General features: G+C 59.8%; 25 protein-coding genes and 1 pseudogene. 13 read left to right on the forward strand and 13 right to left on the reverse strand.

Annotated features, from left to right (window positions below):
• Nucleotides 1–96 precede the first annotated feature (96 nt).
• Nucleotides 97–282, forward strand: a pseudogene (locus AB7M22_RS03805) (DUF6124 family protein); the annotation flags it as partial.
• Between the two features lie 302 nt (nt 283–584).
• On the opposite strand, the gene AB7M22_RS03810 reads toward AB7M22_RS03805, so the two are convergent.
• Nucleotides 585–1583: an AraC family transcriptional regulator gene (locus AB7M22_RS03810; protein WP_454185294.1), complete on the reverse strand. Its 999-nt coding sequence runs from the start codon at nt 1581–1583 to the stop codon at nt 585–587.
• Nucleotides 1584–1923: 340 nt separating this feature from the next.
• Between AB7M22_RS03810 and AB7M22_RS03815 the strand changes: the two genes are divergently transcribed.
• Nucleotides 1924–3258, forward strand: coding sequence for a dicarboxylate/amino acid:cation symporter (locus AB7M22_RS03815; RefSeq protein ID WP_454185295.1), 1335 nt, complete (start codon nt 1924–1926; stop codon nt 3256–3258).
• 144 nt (nt 3259–3402) lie between these two features.
• Nucleotides 3403–4584 (forward strand): CaiB/BaiF CoA transferase family protein, encoded by a 1182-nt coding sequence (locus AB7M22_RS03820; RefSeq protein WP_454185296.1) that lies wholly within the window; start codon nt 3403–3405, stop codon nt 4582–4584.
• A 136-nt stretch (nt 4585–4720) separates the two neighbouring features.
• On the opposite strand, the gene AB7M22_RS03825 is transcribed toward AB7M22_RS03820, so the two are convergent.
• Both AB7M22_RS03825 and AB7M22_RS03830 read right to left on the reverse strand, forming a co-directional pair.
• Nucleotides 4721–5215, reverse strand: coding sequence for a SprT family zinc-dependent metalloprotease (locus tag AB7M22_RS03825; RefSeq protein ID WP_008011643.1), 495 nt, complete (start codon nt 5213–5215; stop codon nt 4721–4723).
• 158 nt (nt 5216–5373) lie between these two features.
• The gene (locus tag AB7M22_RS03830) at nt 5374–5976 is read right to left on the reverse strand and encodes a Yip1 family protein (RefSeq protein ID WP_007899096.1); all 603 of its coding nucleotides are present in this window, start codon (nt 5974–5976) and stop codon (nt 5374–5376) included.
• Between the two features lie 409 nt (nt 5977–6385).
• Between AB7M22_RS03830 and ttcA the strand changes: the two genes are divergently transcribed.
• Both ttcA and AB7M22_RS03840 read left to right on the forward strand, forming a co-directional pair.
• Complete coding sequence (gene ttcA / locus AB7M22_RS03835; RefSeq protein ID WP_007899095.1) at nt 6386–7210, forward strand: tRNA 2-thiocytidine(32) synthetase TtcA; 825 nt, start codon at nt 6386–6388, stop codon at nt 7208–7210.
• 180 nt (nt 7211–7390) lie between these two features.
• Entirely contained in the window at nt 7391–8065 is a 675-nt protein-coding gene (locus tag AB7M22_RS03840; protein ID WP_454185297.1) for a DNA-3-methyladenine glycosylase I, read from the forward strand.
• Between the two features lie 115 nt (nt 8066–8180).
• Here the strand turns inward: AB7M22_RS03840 and AB7M22_RS03845 are convergent, their stop codons facing one another.
• The 3 genes from AB7M22_RS03845 to arsC are packed head-to-tail and all read right to left on the reverse strand — an operon-like array spanning nt 8181 to nt 9554.
• Nucleotides 8181–8606, reverse strand: coding sequence for a DUF2069 domain-containing protein (locus AB7M22_RS03845; RefSeq protein ID WP_454185298.1), 426 nt, complete (start codon nt 8604–8606; stop codon nt 8181–8183).
• 1 nt (nt 8607) lies between these two features.
• Nucleotides 8608–9204, reverse strand: coding sequence for an NAD(P)H:quinone oxidoreductase (wrbA, locus tag AB7M22_RS03850; RefSeq protein ID WP_008011647.1), 597 nt, complete (start codon nt 9202–9204; stop codon nt 8608–8610).
• The gene (gene arsC, locus AB7M22_RS03855) at nt 9201–9554 is read right to left on the reverse strand and encodes an arsenate reductase (glutaredoxin) (protein ID WP_007899091.1); all 354 of its coding nucleotides are present in this window, start codon (nt 9552–9554) and stop codon (nt 9201–9203) included. Before arsC ends, wrbA begins: the two co-directional genes overlap by 4 nt.
• Nucleotides 9555–9668: 114 nt before the next feature.
• On the opposite strand from arsC, the gene AB7M22_RS03860 reads away from it, so the two are divergent.
• The gene (locus tag AB7M22_RS03860) at nt 9669–10136 is read left to right on the forward strand and encodes a TlpA family protein disulfide reductase (RefSeq protein ID WP_454185299.1); all 468 of its coding nucleotides are present in this window, start codon (nt 9669–9671) and stop codon (nt 10134–10136) included.
• A gap of 210 nt (nt 10137–10346) precedes the next feature.
• Here AB7M22_RS03860 and AB7M22_RS03865 read toward each other — a convergent pair whose 3' ends face one another.
• On the reverse strand, nt 10347–10751 hold the full coding sequence (locus AB7M22_RS03865; protein WP_454185300.1) for an META domain-containing protein: 405 nt from the start codon (nt 10749–10751) through the stop codon (nt 10347–10349).
• Nucleotides 10751–11185 (reverse strand): hypothetical protein, encoded by a 435-nt coding sequence (locus AB7M22_RS03870; protein WP_007899088.1) that lies wholly within the window; start codon nt 11183–11185, stop codon nt 10751–10753. The genes AB7M22_RS03865 and AB7M22_RS03870 overlap by 1 nt, the downstream gene beginning before the upstream one ends.
• A 134-nt stretch (nt 11186–11319) precedes the next feature.
• On the opposite strand from AB7M22_RS03870, the gene AB7M22_RS03875 reads away from it, so the two are divergent.
• The gene (locus AB7M22_RS03875; RefSeq protein ID WP_454185301.1) at nt 11320–11706 is read left to right on the forward strand and encodes a hypothetical protein; all 387 of its coding nucleotides are present in this window, start codon (nt 11320–11322) and stop codon (nt 11704–11706) included.
• Nucleotides 11707–11711: 5 nt separating this feature from the next.
• On the opposite strand, the gene AB7M22_RS03880 is transcribed toward AB7M22_RS03875, so the two are convergent.
• Nucleotides 11712–12701, reverse strand: a complete 990-nt coding sequence (locus AB7M22_RS03880; RefSeq protein WP_454185302.1) for a 2-hydroxyacid dehydrogenase — start codon at nt 12699–12701, stop codon at nt 11712–11714.
• A 66-nt stretch (nt 12702–12767) separates the two neighbouring features.
• A complete protein-coding gene (locus AB7M22_RS03885) occupies nt 12768–15518 on the reverse strand; it encodes a response regulator (RefSeq protein WP_454185303.1) in 2751 nt (916 codons plus the stop codon).
• 502 nt (nt 15519–16020) lie between these two features.
• On the opposite strand from AB7M22_RS03885, the gene AB7M22_RS03890 reads away from it, so the two are divergent.
• From AB7M22_RS03890 to AB7M22_RS03915, 6 genes are all read left to right on the forward strand, one after another.
• Nucleotides 16021–17043, forward strand: a complete 1023-nt coding sequence (locus tag AB7M22_RS03890) for a PDDEXK nuclease domain-containing protein (RefSeq protein WP_454185304.1) — start codon at nt 16021–16023, stop codon at nt 17041–17043.
• A 107-nt stretch (nt 17044–17150) separates the two neighbouring features.
• Complete coding sequence (gene cysM, locus AB7M22_RS03895; protein ID WP_367374639.1) at nt 17151–18053, forward strand: cysteine synthase CysM; 903 nt, start codon at nt 17151–17153, stop codon at nt 18051–18053.
• Nucleotides 18053–19405, forward strand: a complete 1353-nt coding sequence (gene rlmD, locus AB7M22_RS03900; protein WP_454185305.1) for a 23S rRNA (uracil(1939)-C(5))-methyltransferase RlmD — start codon at nt 18053–18055, stop codon at nt 19403–19405. Before cysM ends, rlmD begins: the two co-directional genes overlap by 1 nt.
• 128 nt (nt 19406–19533) lie before the next feature.
• On the forward strand, nt 19534–21777 hold the full coding sequence (relA, locus tag AB7M22_RS03905; RefSeq protein ID WP_008011663.1) for a GTP diphosphokinase: 2244 nt from the start codon (nt 19534–19536) through the stop codon (nt 21775–21777).
• 125 nt (nt 21778–21902) lie between these two features.
• Nucleotides 21903–22736 carry a nucleoside triphosphate pyrophosphohydrolase gene (gene mazG / locus AB7M22_RS03910; protein ID WP_454185306.1) on the forward strand — a complete coding sequence of 278 codons (834 nt, stop codon included), beginning with the start codon at nt 21903–21905 and terminating at the stop codon, nt 22734–22736.
• A gap of 28 nt (nt 22737–22764) precedes the next feature.
• On the forward strand, nt 22765–23307 hold the full coding sequence (locus tag AB7M22_RS03915; RefSeq protein ID WP_007899055.1) for a DUF2058 domain-containing protein: 543 nt from the start codon (nt 22765–22767) through the stop codon (nt 23305–23307).
• A 66-nt stretch (nt 23308–23373) separates the two neighbouring features.
• Here AB7M22_RS03915 and AB7M22_RS03920 read toward each other — a convergent pair whose 3' ends face one another.
• From AB7M22_RS03920 to fabA, 3 genes are all read right to left on the reverse strand, one after another.
• Nucleotides 23374–23562: a hypothetical protein gene (locus AB7M22_RS03920; protein WP_030130084.1), complete on the reverse strand. Its 189-nt coding sequence runs from the start codon at nt 23560–23562 to the stop codon at nt 23374–23376.
• Nucleotides 23563–24018: 456 nt separating this feature from the next.
• Nucleotides 24019–25236 carry a beta-ketoacyl-ACP synthase I gene (gene fabB / locus AB7M22_RS03925; RefSeq protein ID WP_008074958.1) on the reverse strand — a complete coding sequence of 406 codons (1218 nt, stop codon included), beginning with the start codon at nt 25234–25236 and terminating at the stop codon, nt 24019–24021.
• An 11-nt stretch (nt 25237–25247) separates the two neighbouring features.
• Nucleotides 25248–25763 (reverse strand): 3-hydroxyacyl-[acyl-carrier-protein] dehydratase FabA, encoded by a 516-nt coding sequence (gene fabA / locus AB7M22_RS03930; protein ID WP_007899046.1) that lies wholly within the window; start codon nt 25761–25763, stop codon nt 25248–25250.
• Nucleotides 25764–25882: the final 119 nt, after the last annotated feature.

Genomic DNA, 25882 nt, shown 5'->3' on the forward strand with positions numbered 1-25882 from the left:
ATGGTGGCTGTGCGTGGGAGACCTTCGGGTCTACCCGGGGTTTCTGTGACCCGGATCGCTAACCTGCGTACAGCCGCCACCTTTACTTGTTTAGCGATAGATAACGAAACCCTGCTGGTCAACGCCTGCGAATCCCTGGCGTCAGCAAGCATGATGCTCAGCGAGTTCGCCGGGTTGATGGACATGCCACATCGCAACATGATGTTGGGGATTCAATCGGTGGTCATGCTCGGGGAGTTGGCGGTGAATCGGGTGCTGGATAACCTCGACCCGCGAGGCTAGCGAAGAACCTGTGGCGAGGGGGCTTGCCCCCGTTCGGCTGCGAAGCAGTCGTAAAACCGGCATATGCGGAGTACCTGAAAACATGCGGTTGCAGGTTTTGGGGTCGCTTCGCAACCCAGCGGGAGCAAGCTCCCTCGCCACAACAGCATGGCTGGCTGCAAAGTTCTGTGGTGTTTTTTCGGGCCTCATCGCGGGCAAGCCCGCTCCCACAGGAGGCTGTGTTGTTCACAATTTTGTGTCAAAAGTCGAAACTTGTGGGAGCGGGCTTGCCCGCGATGGGGCCAGTCAATTCAACCGAAATATCAGTTCTCTTGGGCGCGATAAGCCCCAGGCGTAAGGCCGGTCCACTTCTTGAACGCCCGGTGAAACGCCGAAGGCTCGGAAAACCCCAACTGCTCGGCAATCTGTTGCAACGACAGATCCGCACGCCCCAGGTGATAAATCGCGATGTCCCGGCGCAACTGGTCCTTCAATTCCTGAAAACTCGTGCCTTCTTCGCGCAAATGCCGACGCAAGGTTTGCGGGCTGATGTGCAGGTGCGCGGCCACCGCTTCCAGGTCCGGCCAGCGCTCATTGTCGCGGCTGAGCAAGCGCCGCAACTGGCTGCTCAGGCTGTCGCCTTCGTCGGGGCGCGATAGCAGGTCGGCGGGGGAGCGCTCAAGGAAGTGCTTGAGGGTTCGTTCGTCCTGCAACAGCGGCATGCTCAGGTAGCGACTGTGGAACAGCAGGCTACTCTGAGTAGTGGAGAATGTTAGTGGGCAGGAAAACAGCAAGTCGTATTCGGCCCCGTGTTCGGGCCTCGGGTAGCTGAACGTGGCCTGCTCCAGACGAATGCGCTGGCCAATCAGCCAGCTGCCGAACCGATGCCAGATCACCAACAGGCTTTCGCTGAGGAAATGGTCCGGGTCCCACAGCGGCGAATCGTCCAGGCTCAGGCGAACCCTGTCGCCTTCGCGGCTCAGCGTCAGATGCGGCGCGCCGGGGAACAGGCTGTAAAACAACAGGCCGCGATTGAGCGCTTTCTCCAGCGTGCGGCAGTGGATGACGGCGTGGCACATCATCGCGAAACTGCCGGGTTTGCTCGGCGCCTGCCCGAAGCCCAGGTATTCGTCGTCCAGGGCCAGCCACAACCCCTGGATCAACCGGGTGAACTGTTCAGGCGCGATTCGCGCACGCGGTTCGTCGAGCAACTCGGGGCTGATCCCCAGTTGCTGCAGCAGGCTCGAATAGTCGTAGCCACGTCGACGCGCGCCACCGAGGGCGGCACGGGCGAAATGGCTGGCGATGGTGCGTTCACGCATAAGAGGGCAGGTCCGTCCACTGAGCAATGGATGGTAGCGGTGCCCGTCGACGATGGACAAGGCGGATATCCGCCAAATTGCAGGACGAGGTTTGGCTGGTGGGCGGAAATCCGCCACATCGTTGTAACCAGTCGGTGACGAAAAAAAACCTGTAACCCTTGATGTCAAAAGGCTCGCAGGCTTTTTGGCGAATGTGGCACGGGCCTTGCGATACAAGCGATAGATGCCTGCCGCCACGCAGCTCGACAAAACAAATCCCTCCAGTGCAGGAGGGTTCGCAATTGAAGTGTCTTGGGCAACAGATGGATGTTGTCATCGGGCACTCTTGAGGAACTTTGCAATGACGACTCGTCAGCCACTGTACAAATCCCTGTATTTCCAGGTGATCGTTGCCATCGCTATCGGCATCCTGCTCGGTCACTTCTACCCGCAGACCGGTGTAGCCCTCAAGCCGTTGGGTGACGGGTTTATCAAACTGATCAAAATGATCATCGCTCCTATCATCTTCTGCACCGTTGTCAGCGGTATCGCGGGTATGCAGAACATGAAGTCGGTCGGCAAGACCGGCGGTTACGCGCTGCTGTATTTCGAAATCGTTTCGACCATTGCCTTGCTGGTCGGTCTGGTCGTGGTCAACATCGTGCAGCCGGGTAATGGCATGCACATCGACGTCACCACGCTGGATGCCTCCAAAATCGCTACCTACGTTGCTGCCGGTGCGGATCAAAGCGTCGTTGGCTTCCTGCTGAACGTCATCCCGGCCACCATCGTCGGTGCGTTCGCCACGGGCGATATTCTGCAAGTGCTGATGTTCTCGGTTATCTTCGGTTTCGCCCTGCATCGCCTGGGTGCTTACGGCAAGCCGATCCTGGACTTCATCGATCGCTTCGCCCACGTGATGTTCAACATCATCAACATGATCATGAAGCTCGCGCCACTCGGTGCCTTCGGCGCCATGGCGTTCACCATCGGTGCTTATGGCGTTGGTTCGCTGGTGCAGCTGGGTCAACTGATGGCCTGCTTCTACATCACCTGCCTGCTGTTCATTCTGATCGTGCTGGGCGGTATCGCTCGCGCTCACGGCTTCAGCGTGCTGAAAGTGATCCGCTACATCCGTGAAGAACTGCTGATCGTGCTGGGTACCTCCTCTTCGGAGTCGGTGCTGCCACGTATGCTGATCAAAATGGAGCGTCTGGGCGCGCAGAAATCCGTGGTAGGTCTGGTGATCCCGACCGGTTACTCGTTCAACCTCGACGGTACTGCAATCTACCTGACCATGGCGGCCGTGTTCATTGCTCAGGCAACCGACACCCAAATGGACATCACTCACCAGATCACTCTGCTGGTGGTGTTGCTGCTGTCCTCCAAAGGCGCTGCTGGCGTGACCGGTAGTGGTTTCATCGTACTGGCCGCTACCTTGTCCGCCGTTGGCCACCTGCCGGTTGCCGGCCTGGCGCTGATCCTCGGTATCGACCGCTTCATGTCCGAAGCCCGTGCCCTGACCAACCTGATCGGTAACGCGGTTGCCACCATTGTTGTGGCCAAGTGGGTCAAGGAACTGGATACCGACGTGCTGCAATCGGAGCTGGCGTCGGGCGGTCGCGGCATTGCCGACGAGCCTAAAGACGATGTTTTGGGCCACGTCGAAGGGGCAACCCCGACGAACGCCAAGTAAACTTGGTTGTAATAAAAAAACCCGCTTCGGCGGGTTTTTTCATACCTGCGATTTGAGCACAACGGTCACCGCCACTGACACATAAGGTGATTGCTGCAATGTCCTCGGCTGCCTAGGCTTGGGGGATTGCACTGGAGAACACTCATGCTCGGTCCACTGGCATCACTCAAGGTTCTGGATTTCTCGACACTGCTGCCGGGGCCGTTCGCCTCGTTGCTGCTGGCAGACATGGGCGCCGAGGTGCTGCGCGTCGAGTCGCCGACCCGCATGGACCTGCTGCGAGTGCTGCCGCCGCATGATCAAGGCGTGTCGGCCAGCCACGCGTACCTCAATCGCAACAAGCGCAGCCTGGCCCTGGACCTCAAGCAGCCCGAAGCGCTGGAGGTGATCAAGCAGTTGCTGCAGGACTACGACATCGTGCTGGAACAGTTCCGTCCCGGTGTGATGGACCGACTCGGCCTGGGGTATGAGGCCTTGAAGGCGATTAATCCGCGGCTGATTTATGTGTCGATCACCGGTTATGGCCAGACCGGCCCCTACAAGGACCGCGCCGGTCACGACATCAACTACCTGGCGCTGGCGGGGCTGGCGAGTTACACCGGTCGCGCCGACAGCGGGCCGGTCCCGTTGGGCATGCAGGTGGCGGATGTCGCGGGTGGCTCGCTGCACGGGGTGATCGGCCTGCTGGCGGCGGTGATCGCGCGACAGCAGACAGGGCAGGGGCAGCATCTGGATGTGAGCATGACCGACTGCGCCTTCAGCCTGAACGCCATGGCCGGTGCCGGGTACCTGGCCTGTGGCGTGGAGCCGGGCAGGGAAGATCAGATGCTCAATGGCGGCAGCTTCTACGACTACTACCGCTCGCGCGATGGACGCTGGTTGTCGGTGGGCAGTCTGGAGCCGGTGTTCATGCAGCAACTCTGCACGGCGCTGGGCCGCCCGGAACTGGCGGCCCAAGGGTTGTCACCCGAACCGGCCCGGCAACAGGCGCTCAAGGAGGCGTTGAAAGTCGAATTCGAAAAATACGACTTTGCCGAGTTGTGTGAGCTGTTTGCCGGGGTCGATGCGTGCGTCGAGCCGGTGTTGAGCCTGGACGAAGCGGTGCGGCACCCGCAGTTGCAGGCGCGGGAATTGGTGGCTGAGGTGCCGCGCTGCGATGGTTCGACTCAGGCGCAGATCGCTTGCCCGTTGAAATTTTCGGACGGCTTGCCTGAGCCTCGGCATATTGGCGCGACGCTGGGAGCGCATACCGATCAGGTGTTGGGGGAGTTGGGGTTCAGTGTTGAGCGGATCGAGGAATTGCGGCGTGCCAGGGTGATTATCTAGCGTCTGTCCCGGCCCCATCGCGGGCAAGCCCGCTCCCACAGGGATCAGCTTTGATTACAAAATTTGTGAACGACTCCGACCACTGTGGGAGCGGGCTTGTCCGCGATGAGGCCGGCCCAGACACCACAAATCTGACTTATTCGACCCGCATCTCGCCACTGAACACCAACGTGCTCCTGCAGCGCCGGCACAAATACCGCCGTCCCTGTCTCACCAAACCATGACGCTGCGCCGAAAACGGGAAATCGCTGTCGGCGCACGGGCATTTGTAGATGTAGCGGGTCACGCTGCGGCGTTTGACGTCGTAGGTGTGGCAGCGGTTGGGCGGCAGTTCGTACACACCACGCATGATCAGTTGCCACTCTTCGCCATGAGGCTGGATGCGGTCGCCGAACAATTGATGGGCGATCAGGTGCGCGACTTCATGCGCCACGGTCTGCTTGAGGAAGTCTTCGGTGTTTTCACGGTACAGCTGCGGATTGAAGCGCAGCAGGTTCTCGTGCAAATGCGCGACACCGGCTTTTTGCCCGCGCAGCTTGAGGCTCACCACGGGGCGTTTGAAAGGTCGTTTGAAAAAGGATTCGGCTTGTTGGAAACAGTCTTCGACGCGGGTATTGAGTTGCTCGGGCATGCTTGATGGATCTCCAGAGACGTCGAGTATGCCGCAACCCTCGGGACTTGCGAATCGCCGAGGCGCTGAATGGTCGTACCTCCTGCTCTTTGTTGGAGAGTAGAAGGCCGCCTTGCGGCGGCCTGTATTGGCAGATCTTGTTTTTGGCGGGTGTGTTGCTAATTCGTATAGACCGGTCCCACGCCAAGCCCCCAGACAATCACCGTGAACGCCATGATCGCCACCAGCACCACCAATCCAACGGCGAGCACCGAGCTTGAAAACAGGAATCCCTCGTCCGACGGAATGTTCATGAACGTCGGCAGGCCTACATACAGCAGGTACACCGTGTAGCAGATGGCTGCGGTGCCGACGATCATTCCCAGCCACATGTGCGGGTAAAGCGCCGCCAGACCGCCGATGAACAGTGGCGTCGCGGTGTACGTGGCGAACGCGACACAACGTGCCAGGCTCGGGTTGGCGTCATAGGTGCGGGCCATCCAGTGGATGAACGCGCCCATTACCGCGACACCGCCAAGCATCGCCAGGTACGACATGATGGTCATCCACAGCGCGCTTTCCGTAGTCAGCATTACCGGCGCTCGACTACCAATGACCCAGCCGACCTGCGTGGTGCCAATAAACGCCGACACGGCAGGGATCGCCGCCAGAATCAGGGTGTGCGTGAGGTACATGTGGCTGATGCTTTCCTCCTGGTCGCCACGGATTTCTTTCCATTCCTGGTCAGGGTGGGTGAAGAGCCCCACTACGTGATGGATCATGCCAGTCACTCCTCTTGTTGTTGCCATCGCCCCCCAGCGGAGCGCTTACGGGCCAAAGTGGCCAGGTAAGTACAGGTCTGAATACGTGTGCGACCTTATGCCGCAGTATAGAAAGGAGTTACCGGAAATAGTGCGAGGGGCTTAGAGCAAATCGCGCTGTAAACAATCTTGTTAATCGCCGCCGGGTCTGTGCCTGTTAAACCCTGTGGCGAGGGGGCTTGCCCCCGTTGGGTCACGAAGTGGCCCCCAATCAGTCGACTATATTTTCCAAGAGGAACCGCAGTGTTTGTTTTACGACTGCTGCGCAGCCGAACGGGGCGATGCGGCGTTCCGACAAGCCCCCTCGCCACAAGTGCAATGTTTTTGCGTAAAATGCCGGCCTTTCGTCACACCTCACGGATTTCGCGTCATGGGCACTCTTACGGTCAACCAGAACAAACTGCAAAAGCGCCTTCGCCGCCAGGCCGGTGAGGCTGTCGCCGATTTCAACATGATTGAAGACGGCGACAAGGTCATGGTCTGCCTGTCCGGTGGCAAGGACAGCTACACCATGCTCGACGTGCTGATGCATTTGCAGAAGGTCGCCCCGATCAAGTTCGACATCGTGGCCGTGAACATGGACCAGAAGCAGCCAGGCTTTCCCGAGCACGTGCTGCCGGCTTACCTTAAAGAACTGGGCATCGAGTACCACATCGTCGAGAAAGACACCTATTCGGTGGTCAAGGAGCTTATTCCTGAGGGAAAGACCACCTGCTCGCTGTGCTCACGCCTGCGTCGCGGCACGCTCTACACCTTTGCCGATGAAATCGGCGCGACCAAAATGGCCCTCGGTCACCATCGCGACGACATCGTCGAGACGTTCTTCCTGAACATGTTCTTCAACGGTTCGCTCAAGGCCATGCCGCCGAAGCTGCGTGCCGACGACGGTCGCAACGTGGTGATCCGCCCGCTGGCCTACTGCAACGAAAAAGACATTCAGGCTTACTCGGACTTCAAGCAATTCCCGATCATCCCGTGCAACCTCTGTGGCTCCCAGGAAAACCTGCAGCGCCAAGTGGTTAAAGAGATGCTTCAGGAGTGGGAGCGCAAGACCCCGGGCCGTACCGAAAGCATTTTCCGCAGCTTGCAGAACGTGATCCCGTCGCAACTGGCGGACCGTAACTTGTTCGATTTCACCAACCTGCGCATCGATGAAACCGCAGCTTCGCGGTTCGTCAACGTAGTAAATCTCTGAACAAATTGTGTGGGAGCGGGCCTGTGGCGAGGGGGCTTGCCCCCGTTTGAGTGCGGAGCAGTCACAAGATCTTTGGTACATCAGAGATTTTGGGGTCGCTTCGCAGCCCAACGGGGGCGAGCCCCCTCGCCACGGGGCGCTCCCACAGTTGGTTTTTCGCTTCAATCCTCAGGAGAGGGCATGCGCGATTACAAGTGGCTGAACGAATACTGCTTGAACCGCTTCGGTTCGGCGGCTGAACTGGAAGCCCATCTGCCGGTTCCCAAGACCCCGGCGCAATTACGCAAGATCAGCGACGACCGCTACCTCTCGACCATGGCGTTGCGGGCGTTCCGCGCCGGGCTCAAGCACAGCCTGGTGGACGCCAAGTGGCCGGCGTTCGAAGAGGTGTTCTTCAAGTTCGATCCGGAAAAAGTCGTGCTGATGAGCGCCGAACATCTGGAGCGCTTGATGCAGGACGCGCGGATCATCCGCCACCTGGGCAAGCTCAAGAGCGTACCGCGCAATGCGCAGTTCATTCTGGACGTGGCCCATGAGAAGGGCAGCTTTGGCGCTTTGATCGCCGAATGGGCGGTGACCGACATCGTCGGGTTGTGGACCTATCTGAAAAAACACGGGCATCAGTTGGGCGGATTATCGGCGCCGCGATTCTTGCGGATGGTGGGCAAGGACACGTTCGTGCCGAGCTACGACGTGGTAGCAGCGCTGAGTGCGCAGAAGATCGTCGACAAGGTCCCGACTAGTCTGAGGGACATGGCCACGGTGCAGAATGCGTTCAACCAGTGGCACGAAGAGAGCGGTGGGCGGCCGATGAGCCAGATTTCGATGATGCTGGCTTACACAGTGAATCATTGAGACCGCATCGAATCCATCGCGGGCAAGCCCGCTCCCACAGGTATTGGTTTTGAGCACAAAATGTGTGAACGACCCCGGTCACTGTGGGAGCGGGCTTGCCCGCGATGGCGATATGTCAGGCGACAGAGATCTCGCCTTCACCCGCCAACTTGCGATTCAACTGAAACCGCCACCGCACATACAACATTGCCGAGCAGAACACCGCCAGGCTCGCGCCCATCTCCAGTAAACCGAACAGTTGCCGGTTCGGGTCATACGCGGCCAATGCGCCTTTCATGAAATACAGGTTCACCACAAAACACATCCACGAATGCCCGCGGGCGCTGCCGACGATCATCCCCGGCGCCAGCAACAGCAGCGGCACCAGTTCGATCAGCAGAATCACCCACGGCCGCGCGCCATGCAGGTCGGCGAATATCAGGTAGTAGGCGCAGAGCAGTCCCACCAGGCCGAAAAAGCACAGCAGGCTGATGACGCGCATCGCCCGTACTCGCGGTTCGAGCCATTCGATGGAAGGCAGGATTTTCGGCTTTTTGGCCATATCAACTCACCAACTTTTGCGCAGTCTTCGCCAACCGCAGGCCCAAGGCCCGGCACAGCGCAACTTCGTGTTCATTCAAACCGCTTTTGCCATCGGCACCGGCGTGATGACTGGCGCCGTAAGGCGTGCCGCCTCCGCGGGTTTCCAGCAGCGCCGACTCGCTGTAAGGCAGGCCGGTGATCAGCATGCCGTGGTGCAGCAACGGCAACATCATCGACAGCAGCGTAGTTTCCTGGCCGCCGTGCAGGCTTGCGGTGGAGGTGAAGACCCCGGCCGGTTTGCCTACCAGGGCCCCGGTCAGCCACAGATTGCTGGTGCCATCGAGAAAGTATTTCAACGGTGCGGCCATGTTACCGAACCGGGTCGGGCTGCCGAGGGCCAGGCCGGCGCAGTTTTTCAGGTCGTCGAGGCTGGCGTACAGTGCGCCTTCATCGGGAATGTCCGGCGACACGGCTTCGCACTCGGTGGAGATCGCCGGCACGGTGCGCAGGCGCGCTTCCATACCGGACTGCTCGACACCACGGGCAATCTGCCGGGCCATTTCATTGGTCGAACCGCTGCGGCTGTAATACAGAACCAGAATGTACGGCGCACTCACGGCAGCAACTCCAGCACATTCTCCGGCGGACGGCCGATGATGGCTTTGTCGCCGACTTCGAGAATCGGGCGCTCCATGAGTTTCGGGTGCGCGGCGATGGCGGCGATCAATTGCGCCTCGCTCAGGCTGTTGTCGGCCAGGTTGAGGGTTTTGTACTCGTCCTCGCCGGTGCGCAGCAATTGCCGGGCGTTGATGCCGAGTTTGCTCAACAGGCTCTGGATTTGCGCGGCGTCCAGCGGCGTTTCCAGGTAGCGGACGACGGTCGGGGCCAGGCCACGGGCTTCGATGAGTTCGAGCGCACCGCGGGATTTCGAGCAGCGCGGGTTGTGATAAAGCGTCAGATCGGTCATGTGCGGGTCGCATCTTGCGTAAGGTGGCGGCTATTCTAACTGGGCGGCGCGTAATCCAGAACCTTGGGAGGCGATGGGTCGCAGGTGCATTCCATTTTTGACAAGGATTGAGACATGACAAGGCGACTGGCAGCGGCATTGGCGATCATGGGGGCGTTATTGCTGGGGGGCTGCGGCAACGACTATGGCGTCGACCAGAACGGTCACAAAGTCGCCGCCGAGCGTCTGGACAAACAATGGCTGGTGCTCAATTACTGGGCCGAATGGTGCGGCCCGTGCCGTACCGAGATTCCCGAGTTGAACGTGCTGGCCGAGCAGCTCAAGGGCAAGAAGATCGGTGTATTCGGGGTCAACTTCGACAATGTGCAGGGCGAAGAGCTGAAAAGCGCCAGCGAGAAACTGGGGATCGCCTTCACCGTGCTGGCCCAGGACCCGGCGGACCTTTTCGAATTACCGCGCAGTGAAGCGTTGCCGGTGACTTACATCATCGATAACAAGGGCAAGGTGCGGGAACAGTTGATGGGGGAGCAGACGGCGGCGGGGGTGATGGCGAAGCTTGAGGCGTTGCAGGCGATTAACTGATCATAAGTGGACCTGTAGGAGCCAGGCTTGCCGGCGAAGGCGTACTTTGGAGCGCCTTCGCCGGCAAGCCTGGCTCCTACGAAAAGCAATTCACTGATCGTTCCCACGCTCTGCGTGGGAATGCTGCCCGGGACGCTCCGCGTCCCTGTGACGCAGAGCGTCACTAGATGCATTCCCACGCAGAGCGTGGGAACGATCAGAGCGAGAGGATCAACCCTCTTCAAGCCACCAACGCAGTGGTTTGCCTTGCGCCGGCCAGAAGCGCATCTGGTCGATCGGTGAGACGTCCCAGCGCTGGACGTTTTCCAACGCTTGCAGGAAGCGTTTTTCCTGCTCCATCAACGCTGGCGCACACATTTTGCGGGTGCTGCCGATCTTGCCGAAGCTCAGCTTGTCGCCTTGCAGGGTATACGGCGCGAACCAGTGGTTGCAGCCGCCATTGCCATAGGCCCGACCGTCATCATCGAGGGTGATGGTCAGATGGCTGTAGTCCATCAGCGGACGTTCGCCGATCCACTCCAGAATGTAGCTGCGGTTGTGTTGCAATTGCACCGGCTCGGCGGCGCAGCCCAACAGGCTGGCGCCAGCCATGGCGGTCAGAGCAAGGCGTTTCATCACGCAGGCTCCTGGCACTTCTTGCACAGGTGCTTGTCGGCAACCGTGGCCCAGCCCAGCTCGGCAATGCGCGCAGTGGCCGCCGGTTTTTCCGCCTTGTTGCCCAGCTTGGCGTCGACCGCGAATTCAAAGCTCAGCTCTTTGGCGCAGCTGTCGCAGTTGACTTTCCAGGTGTGGATCGCCAGTTCGCCGAACACCGGACCACTGGCCACCGCGACCCATTGGCCGGGCGGGTTGATCAGATGGCGAACCGTTTCGACGGTCAGGCGCATGGACAAGTCCTTGCTGCCTTTAAGGGTCACCACCAGCACGTCGTTATTACGAATCGAGCCGCCGTTGCCGGTGACTTGATAACGCCCCGGCACCAGGGCGCGGCATTCGGTGAGGGTGTGTTGCGGGTTCATCAGGCTGTAGCGGAAATCGTGTTCGACCATGGGTCCTCCAAATATGCGCGATATGCTAGCACGGGCATGAACGCAGCATGGCGTGGGCATGTGACCTTCGATCTGGTTCGAATTACCTGCCGACTCATGGCAAACTGCCGCTTTTGCATCTCTAAGGAATAGAAATGGCGTTGATCGAATGTTTTGAGTGCAAGCAACGCATCAGCTCCACGGCGCCTGCTTGCATTCATTGCGGTGCGCCTTCGGTGGCAGAAGCGGCTACATCGACGGCAACGCAGGCGCCTCTTTCTTTCGGGCGCTTACCGACCAATGAGAGTGTGCCCAGGGTGACCCCGGCCGCTTTCGGGCGCAAACGTAAAGCCGAAGTCGAGGCAGAGATCCCGGCAGTGGCACCCGGCGGGCCGCGTCCGGTGGAACTCTGGCTGAAACTGATGATTTTCTTTCTGCCGCCGTTTTTTGTCTGGTTTCTGCTGCGTCGCGGGCATTCGCTGGGACAGCGCTTGCTGGGCTTTGGCTGGCTGGCCCTGATGATCCTTTTGTCCAAGGCCTGAGCCAATCAGCTCTCGACCTGATTCTGTGGCGAACCGGCTGCCCAGGCCGCGATGTTCTGCAGGGTGGTCGCGGCAATCGCGCCAAGGGCTTCGCGGGTGAGGAAGGCCTGGTGCGCCGTGATGATTACATTCGGAAAAGTCAGCAGGCGCGCCAGCACATCGTCCTGCAGCGGCAAGTCGGAGCGATCTTCGAAGAACAGCTGCGCCTCCTCTTCATAAACATCCAGCCCCAGATAGCCCAATTGGCCGTCCTTCAACGCGTCGATTAGCGCCGGGGTGTCCACCAGACCGCCACGCCCGGTATTGATCAACATCGCGCCGGGCTGCATGTGTGCCAGCGATTCGCTGTTGATCAAGTGTTTGCTCTGTTCGTTGAGCGGGCAATGCAGGCTGATGATCTGCGACTCGGCCAGCAGTTGCGGCAAGCTGAGGTAGCGCGCGCCGAGCGCTTCGACCTGCGGGTTCGGGTAAGGATCACAGGCCAGCAACCGGCAGCCGAAGCCGTTCATGATTTTCGCGAAGGTCGCGCCGATCTGCCCGGTGCCGACTACGCCGACGGTCTTGCCCACGAGGTCGAAACCGGTGAGCCCGTGCAGACTGAAATCCCCCTCGCGAGTACGGTTGTAGGCACGGTGCAGGCGGCGATTTAGCGCCAGGATCAGCGCCACCGCATGTTCGGCCACCGCGTGAGGCGAGTAAGCCGGAACCCGCACAATCGCCAGCCCCAGGCGCTTCGCTACCGCCAGATCGACATGGTTGTAACCGGCCGAGCGCAGGGCGATCAGGTGTGTGCCACCCGTGGCCAGACGTTCGAGTACCGGAGCACTGAGGTCATCATTGATGAAGGCACAGACCACTTCGTGATGCTCAGCCAGCGCCACCGTGTCGAGGCTCAGCCGCGCCGGCTGGAAATGCAGCTCGATGCCGGCGGGCAGGTCGGTACTCAGAAAACTGTCGCGGTCATAGGCCTGGCTGCTGAAAAGAATCGTGCGCATGTTGTCCTCCTGGAAGCTACAGACCTTGAGCTTAGCCTTCAAGGCGCCCAGCGTTATTGCGTTGCATCAGGCATTGATACGCGCATGGGCCGCCAGGCGATTGATGGCTCGTTCGAGTTCTTCCAGCGCGCCGGGGGCTTTGGGGTCCTGTTGCTTGAGCAGGGTTTCACTGCGTTGGCAGGCGGCGCGCAGTTGCGGGACGCCGCAATAACGGGTCGCCCCATGCAAGCGATGGACTCGCTCGATCAGGGCATTCTGGTCATTGGCTTCACGAGCGACGCGGATGGCCTCGCGGTCGGCCTCCAGGGAGGCCAGCAGCATTGCCAGCATGTCCGCCGCCAGATCGGCTTTGCCGGCCGCCAGGCGCAGGCCTTCTTCGTGATCGAGCACCTGCAACTCATTACCGTTGTTGCTTTCGCTGGAGCGCTCCGGACCCAGATTACGCAATGCCAGGCCGGTCCATTTCAACACCACCTGCGCCAGTTGCCGCTCGCTGATGGGTTTGGTCAGGTAGTCGTCCATGCCGCTTTGCAGCAACGCACGTTTTTCGTTGGCCATCGCGTGGGCGGTAAGGGCAACGATCGGCAATGGCGTGCAATGCCGCTCGCTTTCCCACTGGCGAATGGCTTCGGTGCTCTGGCGGCCATCCATGCCAGGCATCTGCACGTCCATCAGCACCAGGTCGAAGGTCTCGTTCTGCACGGCCTTGACCGCAGCGTAACCGCTTTCCACCGCGAGCACCTTGGCGCCCATGTCTTCGAGCAGGGTTTGCACCAGCAGCAGATTGGCCGGGTTGTCATCGACGCAAAGGACCTTCGGCGCGCGGCTGGAAACCGGCTCGCCGGGGGCGCTGCGTTGCTGGCGCGGGTTGACCATATCGGCCAGTGCCCGACGCAGTTTGCGCGTGCAGGCCGGTTTGGACTGGAGTTGGCTGTGGGGGTTGGGCACCGAGAGGTGGAACAGCGTCAGTTCGGTGGTCGGGCACAGCACCAACACTCTGCAGCCCAGGTGTTCGAGGTCCCAGATATGCTGGTTGAGGCGCTCCGGCGGCATGTCGTTGCTGGTGATGCCGAGCACTGCCAGGCCGATGGCCTGATCGGTCTGATGGGCGCCGGTCACGCCATTGGCCAGGCTTTCCAGAGTGTTGAACGGCGTGACTGCCAAGCCGCAGTCTTCCAGTTGATGCTGCAAGGCCTGACGGGCCAGTTCATGGTTTTCCAGGACCGCCACCCGATGCCCGAGTAGCGGTGGGCCGGGCAGGTCTTCGGCGTCGTCGCGGGTTTTGGGCAGGCTCAGGCTGATCCAGAATTCCGAACCTTCGCCCGGTGTGCTGTCGACGCCGATCTCGCCGCCCATCTGTTCGATCAGGCGTTTGGAAATCACCAGCCCCAGTCCGGTGCCGCCAGGTTGTCGGGACAGCGAGTTATCAGCCTGGCTGAAGGCCTGAAACAAGGCGCGCACGTCCTGATTCGACAGACCAATGCCAGTGTCCTGAATGCTGATGCGCAGTTGCACGCTGTCTTCATGCTCTTCTTCGAGCATGGCCCGGGCAACGATGGTGCCTTCGCGGGTGAACTTGATCGCGTTGCTCACAAGGTTGGTGAGGATCTGCTTGAGTCGCAGCGGATCGCCCACCAGCGACAGTGGCGTATCGCGATAAACCAGGCTCACCAGCTCAAGCTCTTTGGCGTGGGCGGCCGGGGCGAGGATGGTCAAGGTGTCTTGCAGCAGGTCGCGCAGGTTGAAGGGAATATGGTCGAGCACCAGTTTGCCGGCCTCGATTTTCGAGAAGTCGAGAATCTCGTTGATGATCCCCAGCAAGCTGTCGGCGGATTTTTCGATGGTGCCCAGATAATCGAGCTGGCGCGGCGTCAATTCGCTTTTTTGCAGCAAATGCGTGAAGCCGAGAATGCCATTGAGCGGTGTGCGGATTTCATGGCTCATGTTGGCCAGGAACTCGGATTTGATCCGGCTCGCCTCCAGGGCTTCCTTGCGCGCCAGGTCCAGCTCGATGTTCTGGATTTCGATGGTTTCCAGGTTCTGACGCACGTCTTCGGTGGCCTGTTCGACGCTGTTTTGCAATTCTTCCTGAGCGTTCTGCAGGGTTCCGGCCATGCGGTTGATGCCGGACGCCAGTTCATCCAGCTCATGGCTGCCGAGGGGCGGCAGGCGGGTTTCCAGGTGGCCGTCCTTGAGCTGTGCCACGGCTTGTTTGATTTGGCTCAGAGGCCGGTTGATGGTCCGCCCCATGCGCAACGCCAACAGCGCCGCACCGACCAGTCCCCCGCCGATCAACAGCAGGCTGGCGAACAGGCTACGGTAACCGCGCAGCAACATGCCGTTGTGGGACAGCTCGAGTTCGACCCAACCCAGCAGACGGTCGGATTCATCGGGGATCAGGTCGCCGGCCAGGTTGCGGTGCTTGCCGAACACCGGCAGCAGGTAGCGCGTGGCGTCATTGCCACTGCGGCGCAACATCTGTGAACCGTTGCCCAAAGGCGCCGAATTGAGCATGGTCGGGCCGGCATGGGCCAGTGTCGTGCGGTCGGGGGCGAGGAAGGTCACCGCGCGCACGTCGGTTTGTTCCAGGAACTGGGTGGCGATGCGTTCCAGCAGGTCGTTGTCTTTGCGACCCATGGCCGGGGCCACCAGCGGTGCCAGCTGTTCGGCAATCATTTCGCCGCGCTGCATGAGTTGCGATTGCAGGTCCGATTGCTGCATCCAGGTGAAATAGCCGCCCAGAACCAGCGCCATCAGGGTGGTCGGTAACAGGGTCAGCAGCAGCACGCGGCCTTTAATTCCCAGTTTCTTGAGCACGCATCTCTCCCGCATCCAGCTGTTTATTGACCTGCACATGCGTCCGGCACGCGCCACCTGCGCAGTGTAGCGACTTGCATGCGGGCAATCTCCGTAAAATTGATGTCGTCATTCGTCGGCTGGTTCCGCGCTTTGGTCTTGAGAGGCAAACCTTGGGTTGCCCCTGGTGAGGCGATCTTGAATAGTCGGCAAATGAGAATTATTTGCAGATAATCATGACTCCCATCTCTATCAGTCATCCCCGTATCCTCTCCATCGAAGACGCCATCGCGGGCAAGCCCGCTCCCACAGTTGACGTGTGTCTGCCACAAATTGTGTGATCAACCTCGACTCCCGTGGGAGCGAGCCAGCTCGCGATGCGGCTCTTCCAGCCACCACCGCGCTGATCATGCCGGAGCGTTCCCGTTTATTTGTACGACCTTTCCTAAAGGGGATTGCCGACACCTTATGCCTGATTCGACGGAATAGACTCGCGTTTTTCCTCGTCCTCAAGGAGTTCGGCATGAATGCATCCAGCGTCCCCGACAACGCAACCGACGATCGTTTCAATGAAGTGCTTGCGCTGATTCAAAGTGCCAAACAGCAAGCCATGCAGGCGGTGAATACCCAGCTGATTGAGCTGTATTGGCAGGTGGGTGCTTACATCAGTCGCAAGCTGGAAAAAGCCGAATGGGGCGATTCTGTGGTCAGCCAACTGGCTGAGCATCTGGCCATGTCTCAACCTGGGTTGCGCGGTTTTACTCGCCCCAATCTGTTCCGCATGCGTCAGTTCTATGAGACTTACCGGGGTGACGAGAAAGTCTCACCGCTGGTGAGACAAATACCCTGGACCCATAATCTGGTCATCTTCAGTCAGGGCAAACTCCCGGAAGAGCGGGAGTTTTATCTACGTATGGCGGTTCAGGAGAAGTGGTCGAAGCGCGAGTTGGAGCGTCAGTTCAAAGCTGCACTGTTCGAGCGTAGTGTGACCCAACCGGCAAAAACCTCCGCAGTGCTAAGACATACTCACCCTGCGGCGCTTGAGATTTTCCGCGATGCCTACATGGTCGAGTTTCTCGATCTGCCCGGCGGCCATGCCGAAACCGATCTGCATAAGGGGCTGCTGGCGCGTCTCAAGGAATTTCTGATCGAACTGGGTCGTGACTTCTGCTTTGTCGGCTCCCAATATCCGCTGCAAGTCGGCGGGCGTGATTTCGCCCTGGATCTGCTGTTCTTCCACCGTGGGCTCAACTGTCTGGTAGCCATTGAGCTCAAGGTCGGTCGGTTTGAGCCGGAGTATTTGGGCAAGCTGGATTTCTATCTGGAAGCGCTGGATCGCAATGAGCGCAAACCCCACGAAAACCCTGCCATTGGTGTGTTGCTTTGTGCCAGCAAGGATGACGAGGTGGTCGAGTACGCCCTTAACCGTAGCCTGTCGCCAGCGTTAATTGCCGAATACCAGACTCGCCTACCGGACAAGCAGTTGTTGCAGGCTAAATTGCATGAGTTTTATGCGCTGGATTTTGAGCAGGAGAAGAGCGGGTAATCTCCCTCTTATTCCCATTCGCCATAAGCCCCTTACTTTGCGTGATATGGCCTGCGCACGTTTGCCGGTATGATAGGCGCCCCCGCAGTCTGGATTGCGAATACGCCATGACCTTGCAGTACCCAACCATCGCCGATTGCGTCGGCAACACTCCGCTGGTCCGTTTGCAGCGCCTGCCTGGCGCCACCAGCAACACCCTTTTGCTCAAGCTCGAAGGGAATAACCCGGCGGGTTCGGTCAAGGACCGTCCGGCGCTGTCGATGATCACCCGCGCCGAATTGCGCGGGCAGATCCACGCTGGCGATACGCTGATCGAAGCGACCTCGGGCAACACCGGGATCGCCTTGGCCATGGCTGCCGCGATCAAGGGTTACAAGATGATCCTGATCATGCCGGACAACTCCAGCGCCGAGCGTAAAGCCGCCATGACGGCTTATGGCGCCGAGCTGATTCTGGTCAGCCAGGAAGAAGGCATGGAAGGCGCCCGCGACCTCGCCCAGCGAATGGAAGCCGAAGGTCGTGGCAAGGTGCTGGATCAGTTCGCCAACGGTGACAACCCCGAGGCGCACTACACCACCACCGGTCCGGAAATCTGGCGCCAGACCGAAGGCACCATCACTCATTTCGTCAGCTCGATGGGCACCACTGGCACCATCATGGGCGTTTCGCGCTACTTGAAAGAGCAGAACGACAACGTGCAGATCATCGGGCTGCAACCGATGGAAGGTTCGGCGATTCCGGGCATCCGTCGCTGGCCGCAGGAATACCTGCCGAAGATCTACCAGGCCGATCGCGTGGACCGGATCGTCGATATGGCGCAAAGCGAAGCCGAAGACGTGACCCGTCGTCTGGCGCGCGAAGAAGGCATCTTCTGTGGCGTGTCTTCGGGCGGTGCCGTGGCGGCGATGCTGCGTCTGTCCAAGGAAGTTGAAAACGCGGTGATCGTCGCGATCATCTGCGACCGTGGCGACCGTTACTTGTCGACCGGCATTTTCGACGCGCCCAACTGATGGCCAAGCAAGAGAGAGGCCTGCGCTTCCAGCCCACGGGCGGCAGCAAGGCCCCGCAAGTCCCGACCGGCAAAAAGCAGCGCTTGACGATTGAGCGCCTGGCCAATGACGGTCGCGGTATCGCGTTTTTCGAAGGTCGCACCTGGTTCGTCATCGGCGCATTGGCCGGTGAAGATGTAGAGGCGCGGGTCTTGGGTGCCCACGGCAAAGTGGTCGAGGCGCGCACCGAACGCGTGTTCAACGCCAGTGAATTGCGCCGCCCGGCACCGTGCGCTCATGCCGCTCGCTGCGGCGGTTGCAGCGTGCAGCATCTGCCCCACAACGAACAGCTCGCCCTGAAACAGCGCATGCTCGCCGAGCAATTGTCGCGGGTTGCCGGTGTCGAACCTGATGAGTGGGCAGCGCCGTTGAGCGGTCCGGAATTCGGCTACCGTCGTCGCGCCCGAGTGGCGGTGCGTTGGGACATGAAAGCGAAAAAACTCGAAGTCGGCTTCCGCGCTGCCGGTAGTCAGGACATCGTCGCCATCAACGAATGCCCGGTGCTGGTACAGCCCTTGCAGCCGATCATGAGCCGCTTGCCGGAGATGCTGCGGCGCTTGAGCAAACCTCAGGCGCTGGGGCATGTGGAGTTGTTCAGTGGTTCGTCATTGGCGGTATTGCTGCGGCACATGGCGCCGTTGTCCGAAGCCGACATGACCATCCTCAAGGAATTCTGCGCGTTCCATGAAGCCCAGTTGTGGCTGCATGGCGATGGTGAGCCGCAACCGGTCGAGGCCGATCAGTCGCTGGGCTATCGCCTTGAACAGTGGGACTTGAACCTGGCGTATCGGCCGGGAGATTTCATTCAGGTCAACGCCGGGGTCAACGAAGCGATGGTCGCCCAGGCGTTGGCCTGGTTGGCGCCGAAACCTGATGAGCGGGTTCTGGATCTGTTTTGTGGGTTGGGCAACTTTGCCTTGCCGCTGGCCAAAGCGGTTCGTGAAGTGGTGGCGGTGGAGGGCGTGCAGGCGATGGTCGAGCGTGCCGCCGCGAATGCTGTCAGCAATAATCTGCATAACGCGAAGTTTTTTCAGGCCGATTTATCCCAGCCCTTGGCCGATGCCGAATGGGCCGATGAAGGCTTTTGTGCGGTACTCTTGGACCCACCTCGCGACGGTGCTTTTGAGGTGGTGCGCAAGCTGGCGTCCTTGGGCGCCAAACGATTGGTGTATGTGTCGTGCAACCCTGCAACGCTGGCGCGCGACACGGTCGAATTGATCAAGCAGGGCTACCGGTTAAAACGTGCCGGGATTCTCGATATGTTTCCTCAGACGGCACATGTCGAGGCCATGGCGTTATTTGAAGCGAGCTAGGACGGCTCGTCTGGTCCGACTGACCCGCCCGTGCAAAGCGCATTCGTCTTAGCCCCGCGAGTGCACACGGGCAGCAAGGGTCAGCGATTTGACGCATTGAATCTGCGTCGTAGGGAAGGTAAAGCAAGATGGTACAGGTGAGAGCACACCAGCCGATCAACACCGACGGCAGTATCAATCTCGAGGCTTGGCTCGATCATGCGGTCAGTGTCGATGCGGCACTGGATCGCGAAGCCTTGAAGGAAGCCTGCGAGTTCGCTCGCCAGGCCGAACAACAAGCCAATGCGGCGAAGAATCTGTGGTCCGAAGGGACCTCGAGTTTCCGCACGGGCCTTGAGATCGCCGAGATTCTCGCCGACCTCAAACTCGACCAGGATTCGTTGGTCGCGGCGGTGCTGTACCGCGGCGTGCGCGAAGGCCAGATCCAGTTGCCGGCAGTCAGCCAGCGTTTCGGCCCGGTGGTGGCCAAACTCATCGACGGCGTGTTGCGCATGGCGGCGATCAGCGCCAGCCTGAGCCCCCGTCAATCCCTGGTGCTGGGCACTCAGGGCCAGGTGGAAAACCTGCGCAAGATGCTGGTGGCCATGGTCGACGACGTGCGCGTCGCGCTGATCAAACTGGCCGAGCGCACCTGCGCGATCCGCGCGGTGAAAACTGCCGACGATGAGAAGCGCAACCGTGTGGCTCGTGAAGTCTTCGACATTTACGCGCCGCTCGCCCACCGCCTCGGTATCGGTCATATCAAGTGGGAGCTGGAGGACCTGTCCTTCCGCTATCTTGAGCCCGACCAGTACAAGCAGATCGCCAAGTTGCTCCACGAGCGACGGCTGGATCGCGAGCGCTTTATCGCTGACGTGATGACCCAACTCAAAGACGAGTTGCAGGCCACCGGCGTCGATGCCGACATCAGCGGTCGGGCCAAACACATCTATTCGATCTGGCGCAAAATGCAGCGCAAGGGTCTGGAGTTCAGCCAGATCTACGACGTGCGCGCCGTTCGCGTGCTGGTGCCGGAAATGCGCGACTGCTACACCGCGCTCGGCATCGTCCACACCCTGTGGCGGCACATCCCGAAAGAGTTCGACGACTACATCGCCAACCCGAAAGAGAACGGCTACCGCTCGCTGCACACTGCGGTAATCGGCCCTGAAGGCAAGGTGCTGGAAGTGCAGATCCGCACCCATGCGATGCACGAAGAAGCCGAGTTGGGCGTGTGCGCGCACTGGAAGTACAAGGGCACCGACGTCAAGTCCGGCTCCAACCACTACGAAGAGAAAATCTCCTGGCTGCGTCAGGTCCTCGAGTGGCATGAAGAGCTGGGTGACATCGGCGGTCTGGCTGAACAACTGCGGGTCGATATCGAACCGGACCGGGTCTACATCTTTACCCCGGACGGTCACGCCATCGACTTGCCGAAGGGCGCGACACCGCTGGACTTTGCCTACCGCGTGCACACCGAAATCGGTCACAACTGCCGCGGCGCCAAGATCAACGGGCGGATCGTGCCGCTCAACTACAGCCTGCAAACCGGTGAACAGGTCGAGATCATCACCAGCAAGCACGGCACTCCGAGCCGCGACTGGCTGAACCCGAACCTGGGCTACATCACCACCTCGCGGGCGCGGGCGAAGATCGTTCACTGGTTCAAATTGCAGGCGCGCGATCAGAACGTCGCGGCCGGTAAAACCTTGCTTGAGCGCGAACTCAATCGCCTCGGTTTGCCGCAGGTGGATTTCGACAAGTTGGCTGAGAAGGCCAACATGAAGACCGCCGAGGACATGTTCGCCGCATTGGGCGCAGGCGATTTGCGTCTGGCGCAATTGGTGAATCTTGCGCAGCAACTGGTCGAGCCGGAACGCGGCAACGAACAGCTGGAACTGATCCCGCGCAAAGCCACCGGTTACAAACCGGGCAAGCGTGGCGACATTCAGATCCAGGGCGTCGGCAACCTGATGACCCAAATGGCTGGCTGCTGCCAGCCGCTGCCGGGGGATGCGATCGTCGGTTACATCACCCAGGGCCGTGGCGTGAGCATTCACCGTCAGGACTGCGCCTCGGTGCTGCAACTGGCCGGGCGCGAGCCGGAGCGGATCATCCAGGTCAGCTGGGGCCCGGTGCCGGTGCTCACCTATCCGGTGGACATCATCATTCGCGCCTACGACCGTTCCGGTCTGCTGCGTGACGTGTCACAGGTGCTGCTCAACGAGCGGATCAACGTGCTGGCGGTCAACACCCGTTCGAACAAAGAGGACAACACGGCGTTGATGTCCCTGACCATCGAGATTCCGGGGCTGGATGCACTGGGACGGTTGCTGGGGCGGATTTCCCAGTTGCCGAACATCATCGAAACCCGCCGTAACCGCACACCGTGAGAGACCTGCACGGAAATTGATGGTGACACCTGTAGGAGCGAGGCTTGCCCGCGAAGGCGGCATACCTGACACACCGCCTTCGCGGGCAAGCCTCGCTCCTACAAGTGTGTAGAGATTAATGAAAGATGTATTCACTTGAAGATCTATTGCACCTGATGAACCGTCTGCGCGACCCGCAGTACGGCTGCCCGTGGGACATCAAGCAAACCTACGCGACCATCGTCCCGCACACCCTGGAAGAAGCCTACGAAGTCGCCGATGCGATCGAGCGCGGGGACTTCGATCATTTGCAGGGGGAGTTGGGCGACTTGTTGTTCCAGGTGGTGTATTACAGCCAACTGGCCCGGGAAGAAGGGCGCTTCGAGTTCGATGGCGTGGTCGATAGCATCACGCGCAAACTGATCCGCCGTCATCCTCACGTGTTCCCCACCGGTGATCTGTATGCGCCGCTGGACATCCCGCGCCTGAATGAAGAGCAGGTCAAGCAACGCTGGGAAGATATCAAGGCGGAAGAGCGTGCCGAGAAATCTTCGGCGCCGCAGCAGTTGTCCTTGCTCGACGATGTGCCTGCCGCGTTGCCGGCGCTGTCCCGTTCGGCAAAACTGCAGAAGCGCGCAGGGCAGGTCGGTTTTGACTGGCCGGACGCCTTGCCAGTGCTCGACAAGGTTCGCGAAGAGCTCGATGAAGTGCTCGAAGCCATGGCCGACAATGACTCGGCAGCGATTGCCGATGAAGTCGGCGACCTGCTGTTTTCCGTGGTCAATCTGGCTCGGCACCTCAAGGTCGATCCGGAAACCGCACTGCGCGGCGCGAACTCAAAGTTTGAAAGACGCTTCCGATTTATCGAACAGGCATTGCGCGACACCCACCGTCCCATAGAAGATTGCACCCTCGAAGAGTTGGACGCCTTGTGGGGCGAAGCCAAACGTCAGGAAAAGAATTTGCCCAGCTGCGGTTGAGCAGTTGCCTAAGTGAGAAATAAGCACCATGAGCATTTCCCTTCGCGACCAGTTGCTCAAAGCAGGGCTGGTCAATCAAAAGCAGGCCAAACAGGTCGGCAAAGAGAAGCAGAAGCAGCAACGTCTGGCCCATAAAGGTCAGATTGAACTCGATGACTCCCAGCAGCGTGCCGCTCAGGAAGCCATGGCCGAGAAGGTCAAGCGCGACCAGGAGCTGAACCGCCAGCAGCAGGAGAAGGCCGAAGCGAAGGCCCGTGCCGCCCAGGTCAAGCAATTGATCGAAGTCTCGCGCCTGCCCAAGCTGACCACCGAGGACTACTACAACTTCGTCGATGACAAGAAGGTCAAGCGCATCTCCGTCAACACGCTGATGCGCAACAAGCTCAGCAGCGGTTCGCTGGCGATCGTGCATCACGCTGGCGGTTACGAAGTGATCCCTCGTGAAGCGGCCCTGAAGATTCAGGAGCGCGATCCACAGCGCATCGTGCAGCTGAATGTGAAGACAGAAGAAGTCAGCGCCGAAGACGATCCGTACGCGGCCTATCAGATCCCTGATGATCTGATGTGGTAAGCCGTTAGAGACTGCAAAAACGACAAACCCCGCTCATGGCGGGGTTTGTCGTTTTCAATGCGGTCATTATGCAGAACGCGCTTCGCGTTGCTGCTCCAGTGTTTCCAGTTCGGCCTTGTACTGGTGGGCTTCGGTCTCGGAGTGGAACATCCCGACCAACAGGTCTTGTTGATGTACATCCCAGATGCGGATACCGGCGGCGATGCCTTCGTGGGACATATGTGAATCGTCGCGTTCAGTTACTTTTACAGTCATCTGCTAGCTCCAATCTCTGTTATCTGCAGCAAGGCGTGTGCAGGCCTCCGTTATATGTTTTGTTAGCTGGCTAAGTAAACGGCAGAGTTCGGCAACCCATTTTTGCAAAATCGGCAAAAGTCCTGCAGCCCGCGAAATACGCGACATTCAGTCGCAGGCCATTGAGTTTCATGACAAATGTTTCATGTTCACAAGGCAGAAAACCACGGATTTGAGCCTGATTACCACTTGTAGGAGCCAGGCTTGCCGGCGAAAGCGTCCTTGAGTACGCCTTCGCCGGCAAGCCTGGCTCCTACAGGAAAGCAGAGGCAAAAAAAACGCCCCGAACCAGTCGGGGCGTTTTTGTGTGGGGCTCTATCAGGTTTATGCGAAACCTGTAGGAGCTGGCGAAGCCTGCGATCTTTTCAGCGTCTTAACGGGCGCTAAAGATCAAAAGATCGCAGCCTGCGGCCGCTCTTACGCCTGCCAGCGCTTCAGTACCAGCGTGGCGTTGGTGCCACCGAAGCCGAAGCTGTTGCTCATCACGGTGTTGATGGTGGCGTCTTCGCGAGTCTTGGTCAGGATTGGCATGTCTGCCACTTCCGGGTCCAGTTCGTCGATGTTGGCGGAACCCGCCATGAAGTTGCCTTCCATCATCAGCAGGCAGTAGATCGCTTCGTGAACGCCGGCGGCGCCCAGGGAGTGACCCGACAGGCTCTTGGTGGAGCTGATGGCTGGAGCCTTGTCGCCGAACACTTCACGCACACCTTTCATTTCCATGACGTCGCCGACCGGAGTCGAGGTGCCGTGGGTGTTCAGGTAGTCGATTGGAGTGTCGACGGTGGCCATGGCCATCTGCATGCAGCGGATGGCGCCTTCGCCGCTTGGGGCGACCATGTCGTAGCCGTCGGAGGTCGCGCCGTAGCCGACGATTTCCGCGTAGATCTTCGCGCCGCGGGCCAGGGCGTGTTCCAGCTCTTCGACCACGACCATGCCGCCACCGCCGGCGATGACGAAACCGTCACGCTTGGCGTCGTAGGCACGGGAAGCTTTTTCCGGGGTCTCGTTGTACTGGCTGGACAGTGCGCCCATGGCGTCGAACAGGAACGATTGGCTCCAGTGTTCTTCTTCACCGCCACCGGCGAACACGATGTCCTGTTTGCCCAACTGGATCTGCTCCACAGCGTTACCGATGCAGTGAGCACTGGTGGCGCACGCGGAGGAGATCGAGTAATTCACACCCTTGATCTTGAACGGCGTGGCCAGGCAAGCCGAAACGGTGCTGCCCATGGTCCGCGTGACGCGGTACGGGCCTACGCGTTTGACGCCTTTCTCGCGCAGGATGTCCAGCGCTTCCATCTGGTTCAAGGTCGACGCGCCACCGGACCCGGCGATCAGGCCGGTACGCACGTTGGAAACCTGCTCTTCGGTCAGGCCGGAGTCTGCAATGGCATCTTTCATGGCCAGATAGGCGTAAGCCGCCGCGTGGCCGACGAAGCGATAGATCTTGCGATCGATCAGCTCTTCGAGGGGAAGGTCAATGGAGCCGGAAACCTGGCTACGCAGACCCATTTCAGCATATTCCGGGTTGAACCGGATGCCAGGGCGGCTTGCACGCAGGTTAGCGGAGACGGTCTCTTTGTCATTGCCCAGGCACGAAACGATGCCCAGACCAGTGATAACGACGCGGCGCATGCGGATAACCCTTAGAAGTTGTCAGTGGAGGTGAAAACGCCGACCCGAAGGCCTTCGGCGGTATAGATTTCGCGGCCGTCGACGGTCACCGAACCATCGGCGATGGCCATGTTCAGCTTGCCCTTCAGGACGCGTTTGATATGAATGTTATAGGTGACTTTCTTGGCGGTCGGCAGTACCTGGCCAAAGAATTTCACTTCGCCCGAACCCAGGGCGCGTCCGCGGCCCGGCAAGCCTTGCCAGCCGAGGAAGAAACCGACCAGTTGCCACATGGCGTCTAGGCCCAGGCAGCCCGGCATTACCGGGTCACCTTCGAAGTGGCAGGCGAAGAACCACAGGTCCGGAGTGATATCCAGCTCGGCGACCAATTCACCTTTGCCGTACTTGCCACCCTCTTCGCTGATATGGGTGATGCGATCGACCATCAGCATGTTCGGGGCGGGCAGTTGCGCGTTACCTGGGCCGAACAACTCACCACGACTGCAGCGCAGCAGGTCTTCCCGAGTAAAGGCGTTTTGTTTGGTCATGCGAGCTCCTCAATAGTCCATGCGGCAGGGTGGGGCGAATCTTCCCGGCCGATCGAAGCGTTCATGCCTCGAGTCAGCAGCCTACTCATAGACTATTGCGTTGTGGTGAAAGTCACAGC

This window comes from Pseudomonas sp. ADAK2 TE3594, from assembly GCF_053628675.1.

Excerpts from the sequence above, each read along its gene's own strand:
- fabB (WP_008074958.1), bottom strand. The coding sequence starts at position 25,236 with ATGCGCCGCGTCGTTATCACTGGTCTGGGCATCGTTTCGTGCCTGGGC.
- AB7M22_RS03860 (WP_454185299.1), top strand. The coding sequence starts at position 9,669 with ATGACAAGGCGACTGGCAGCGGCATTGGCGATCATGGGGGCGTTATTG.
- AB7M22_RS03890 (WP_454185304.1), top strand. The coding sequence starts at position 16,021 with ATGAATGCATCCAGCGTCCCCGACAACGCAACCGACGATCGTTTCAAT.
- cysM (WP_367374639.1), top strand. The coding sequence starts at position 17,151 with ATGACCTTGCAGTACCCAACCATCGCCGATTGCGTCGGCAACACTCCG.
- AB7M22_RS03875 (WP_454185301.1), top strand. The coding sequence starts at position 11,320 with ATGGCGTTGATCGAATGTTTTGAGTGCAAGCAACGCATCAGCTCCACG.
- mazG (WP_454185306.1), top strand. The coding sequence starts at position 21,903 with ATGTATTCACTTGAAGATCTATTGCACCTGATGAACCGTCTGCGCGAC.
- relA (WP_008011663.1), top strand. The coding sequence starts at position 19,534 with ATGGTACAGGTGAGAGCACACCAGCCGATCAACACCGACGGCAGTATC.
- arsC (WP_007899091.1), bottom strand. The coding sequence starts at position 9,554 with ATGACCGATCTGACGCTTTATCACAACCCGCGCTGCTCGAAATCCCGC.
- AB7M22_RS03810 (WP_454185294.1), bottom strand. The coding sequence starts at position 1,583 with ATGCGTGAACGCACCATCGCCAGCCATTTCGCCCGTGCCGCCCTCGGT.
- fabA (WP_007899046.1), bottom strand. The coding sequence starts at position 25,763 with ATGACCAAACAAAACGCCTTTACTCGGGAAGACCTGCTGCGCTGCAGT.
- AB7M22_RS03820 (WP_454185296.1), top strand. The coding sequence starts at position 3,403 with ATGCTCGGTCCACTGGCATCACTCAAGGTTCTGGATTTCTCGACACTG.
- AB7M22_RS03840 (WP_454185297.1), top strand. The coding sequence starts at position 7,391 with ATGCGCGATTACAAGTGGCTGAACGAATACTGCTTGAACCGCTTCGGT.
- AB7M22_RS03830 (WP_007899096.1), bottom strand. The coding sequence starts at position 5,976 with ATGATCCATCACGTAGTGGGGCTCTTCACCCACCCTGACCAGGAATGG.
- AB7M22_RS03870 (WP_007899088.1), bottom strand. The coding sequence starts at position 11,185 with ATGGTCGAACACGATTTCCGCTACAGCCTGATGAACCCGCAACACACC.
- AB7M22_RS03815 (WP_454185295.1), top strand. The coding sequence starts at position 1,924 with ATGACGACTCGTCAGCCACTGTACAAATCCCTGTATTTCCAGGTGATC.
- AB7M22_RS03920 (WP_030130084.1), bottom strand. The coding sequence starts at position 23,562 with ATGACTGTAAAAGTAACTGAACGCGACGATTCACATATGTCCCACGAA.
- AB7M22_RS03880 (WP_454185302.1), bottom strand. The coding sequence starts at position 12,701 with ATGCGCACGATTCTTTTCAGCAGCCAGGCCTATGACCGCGACAGTTTT.
- AB7M22_RS03845 (WP_454185298.1), bottom strand. The coding sequence starts at position 8,606 with ATGGCCAAAAAGCCGAAAATCCTGCCTTCCATCGAATGGCTCGAACCG.
- AB7M22_RS03865 (WP_454185300.1), bottom strand. The coding sequence starts at position 10,751 with ATGAAACGCCTTGCTCTGACCGCCATGGCTGGCGCCAGCCTGTTGGGC.
- rlmD (WP_454185305.1), top strand. The coding sequence starts at position 18,053 with ATGGCCAAGCAAGAGAGAGGCCTGCGCTTCCAGCCCACGGGCGGCAGC.
- AB7M22_RS03825 (WP_008011643.1), bottom strand. The coding sequence starts at position 5,215 with ATGCCCGAGCAACTCAATACCCGCGTCGAAGACTGTTTCCAACAAGCC.
- ttcA (WP_007899095.1), top strand. The coding sequence starts at position 6,386 with ATGGGCACTCTTACGGTCAACCAGAACAAACTGCAAAAGCGCCTTCGC.
- AB7M22_RS03915 (WP_007899055.1), top strand. The coding sequence starts at position 22,765 with ATGAGCATTTCCCTTCGCGACCAGTTGCTCAAAGCAGGGCTGGTCAAT.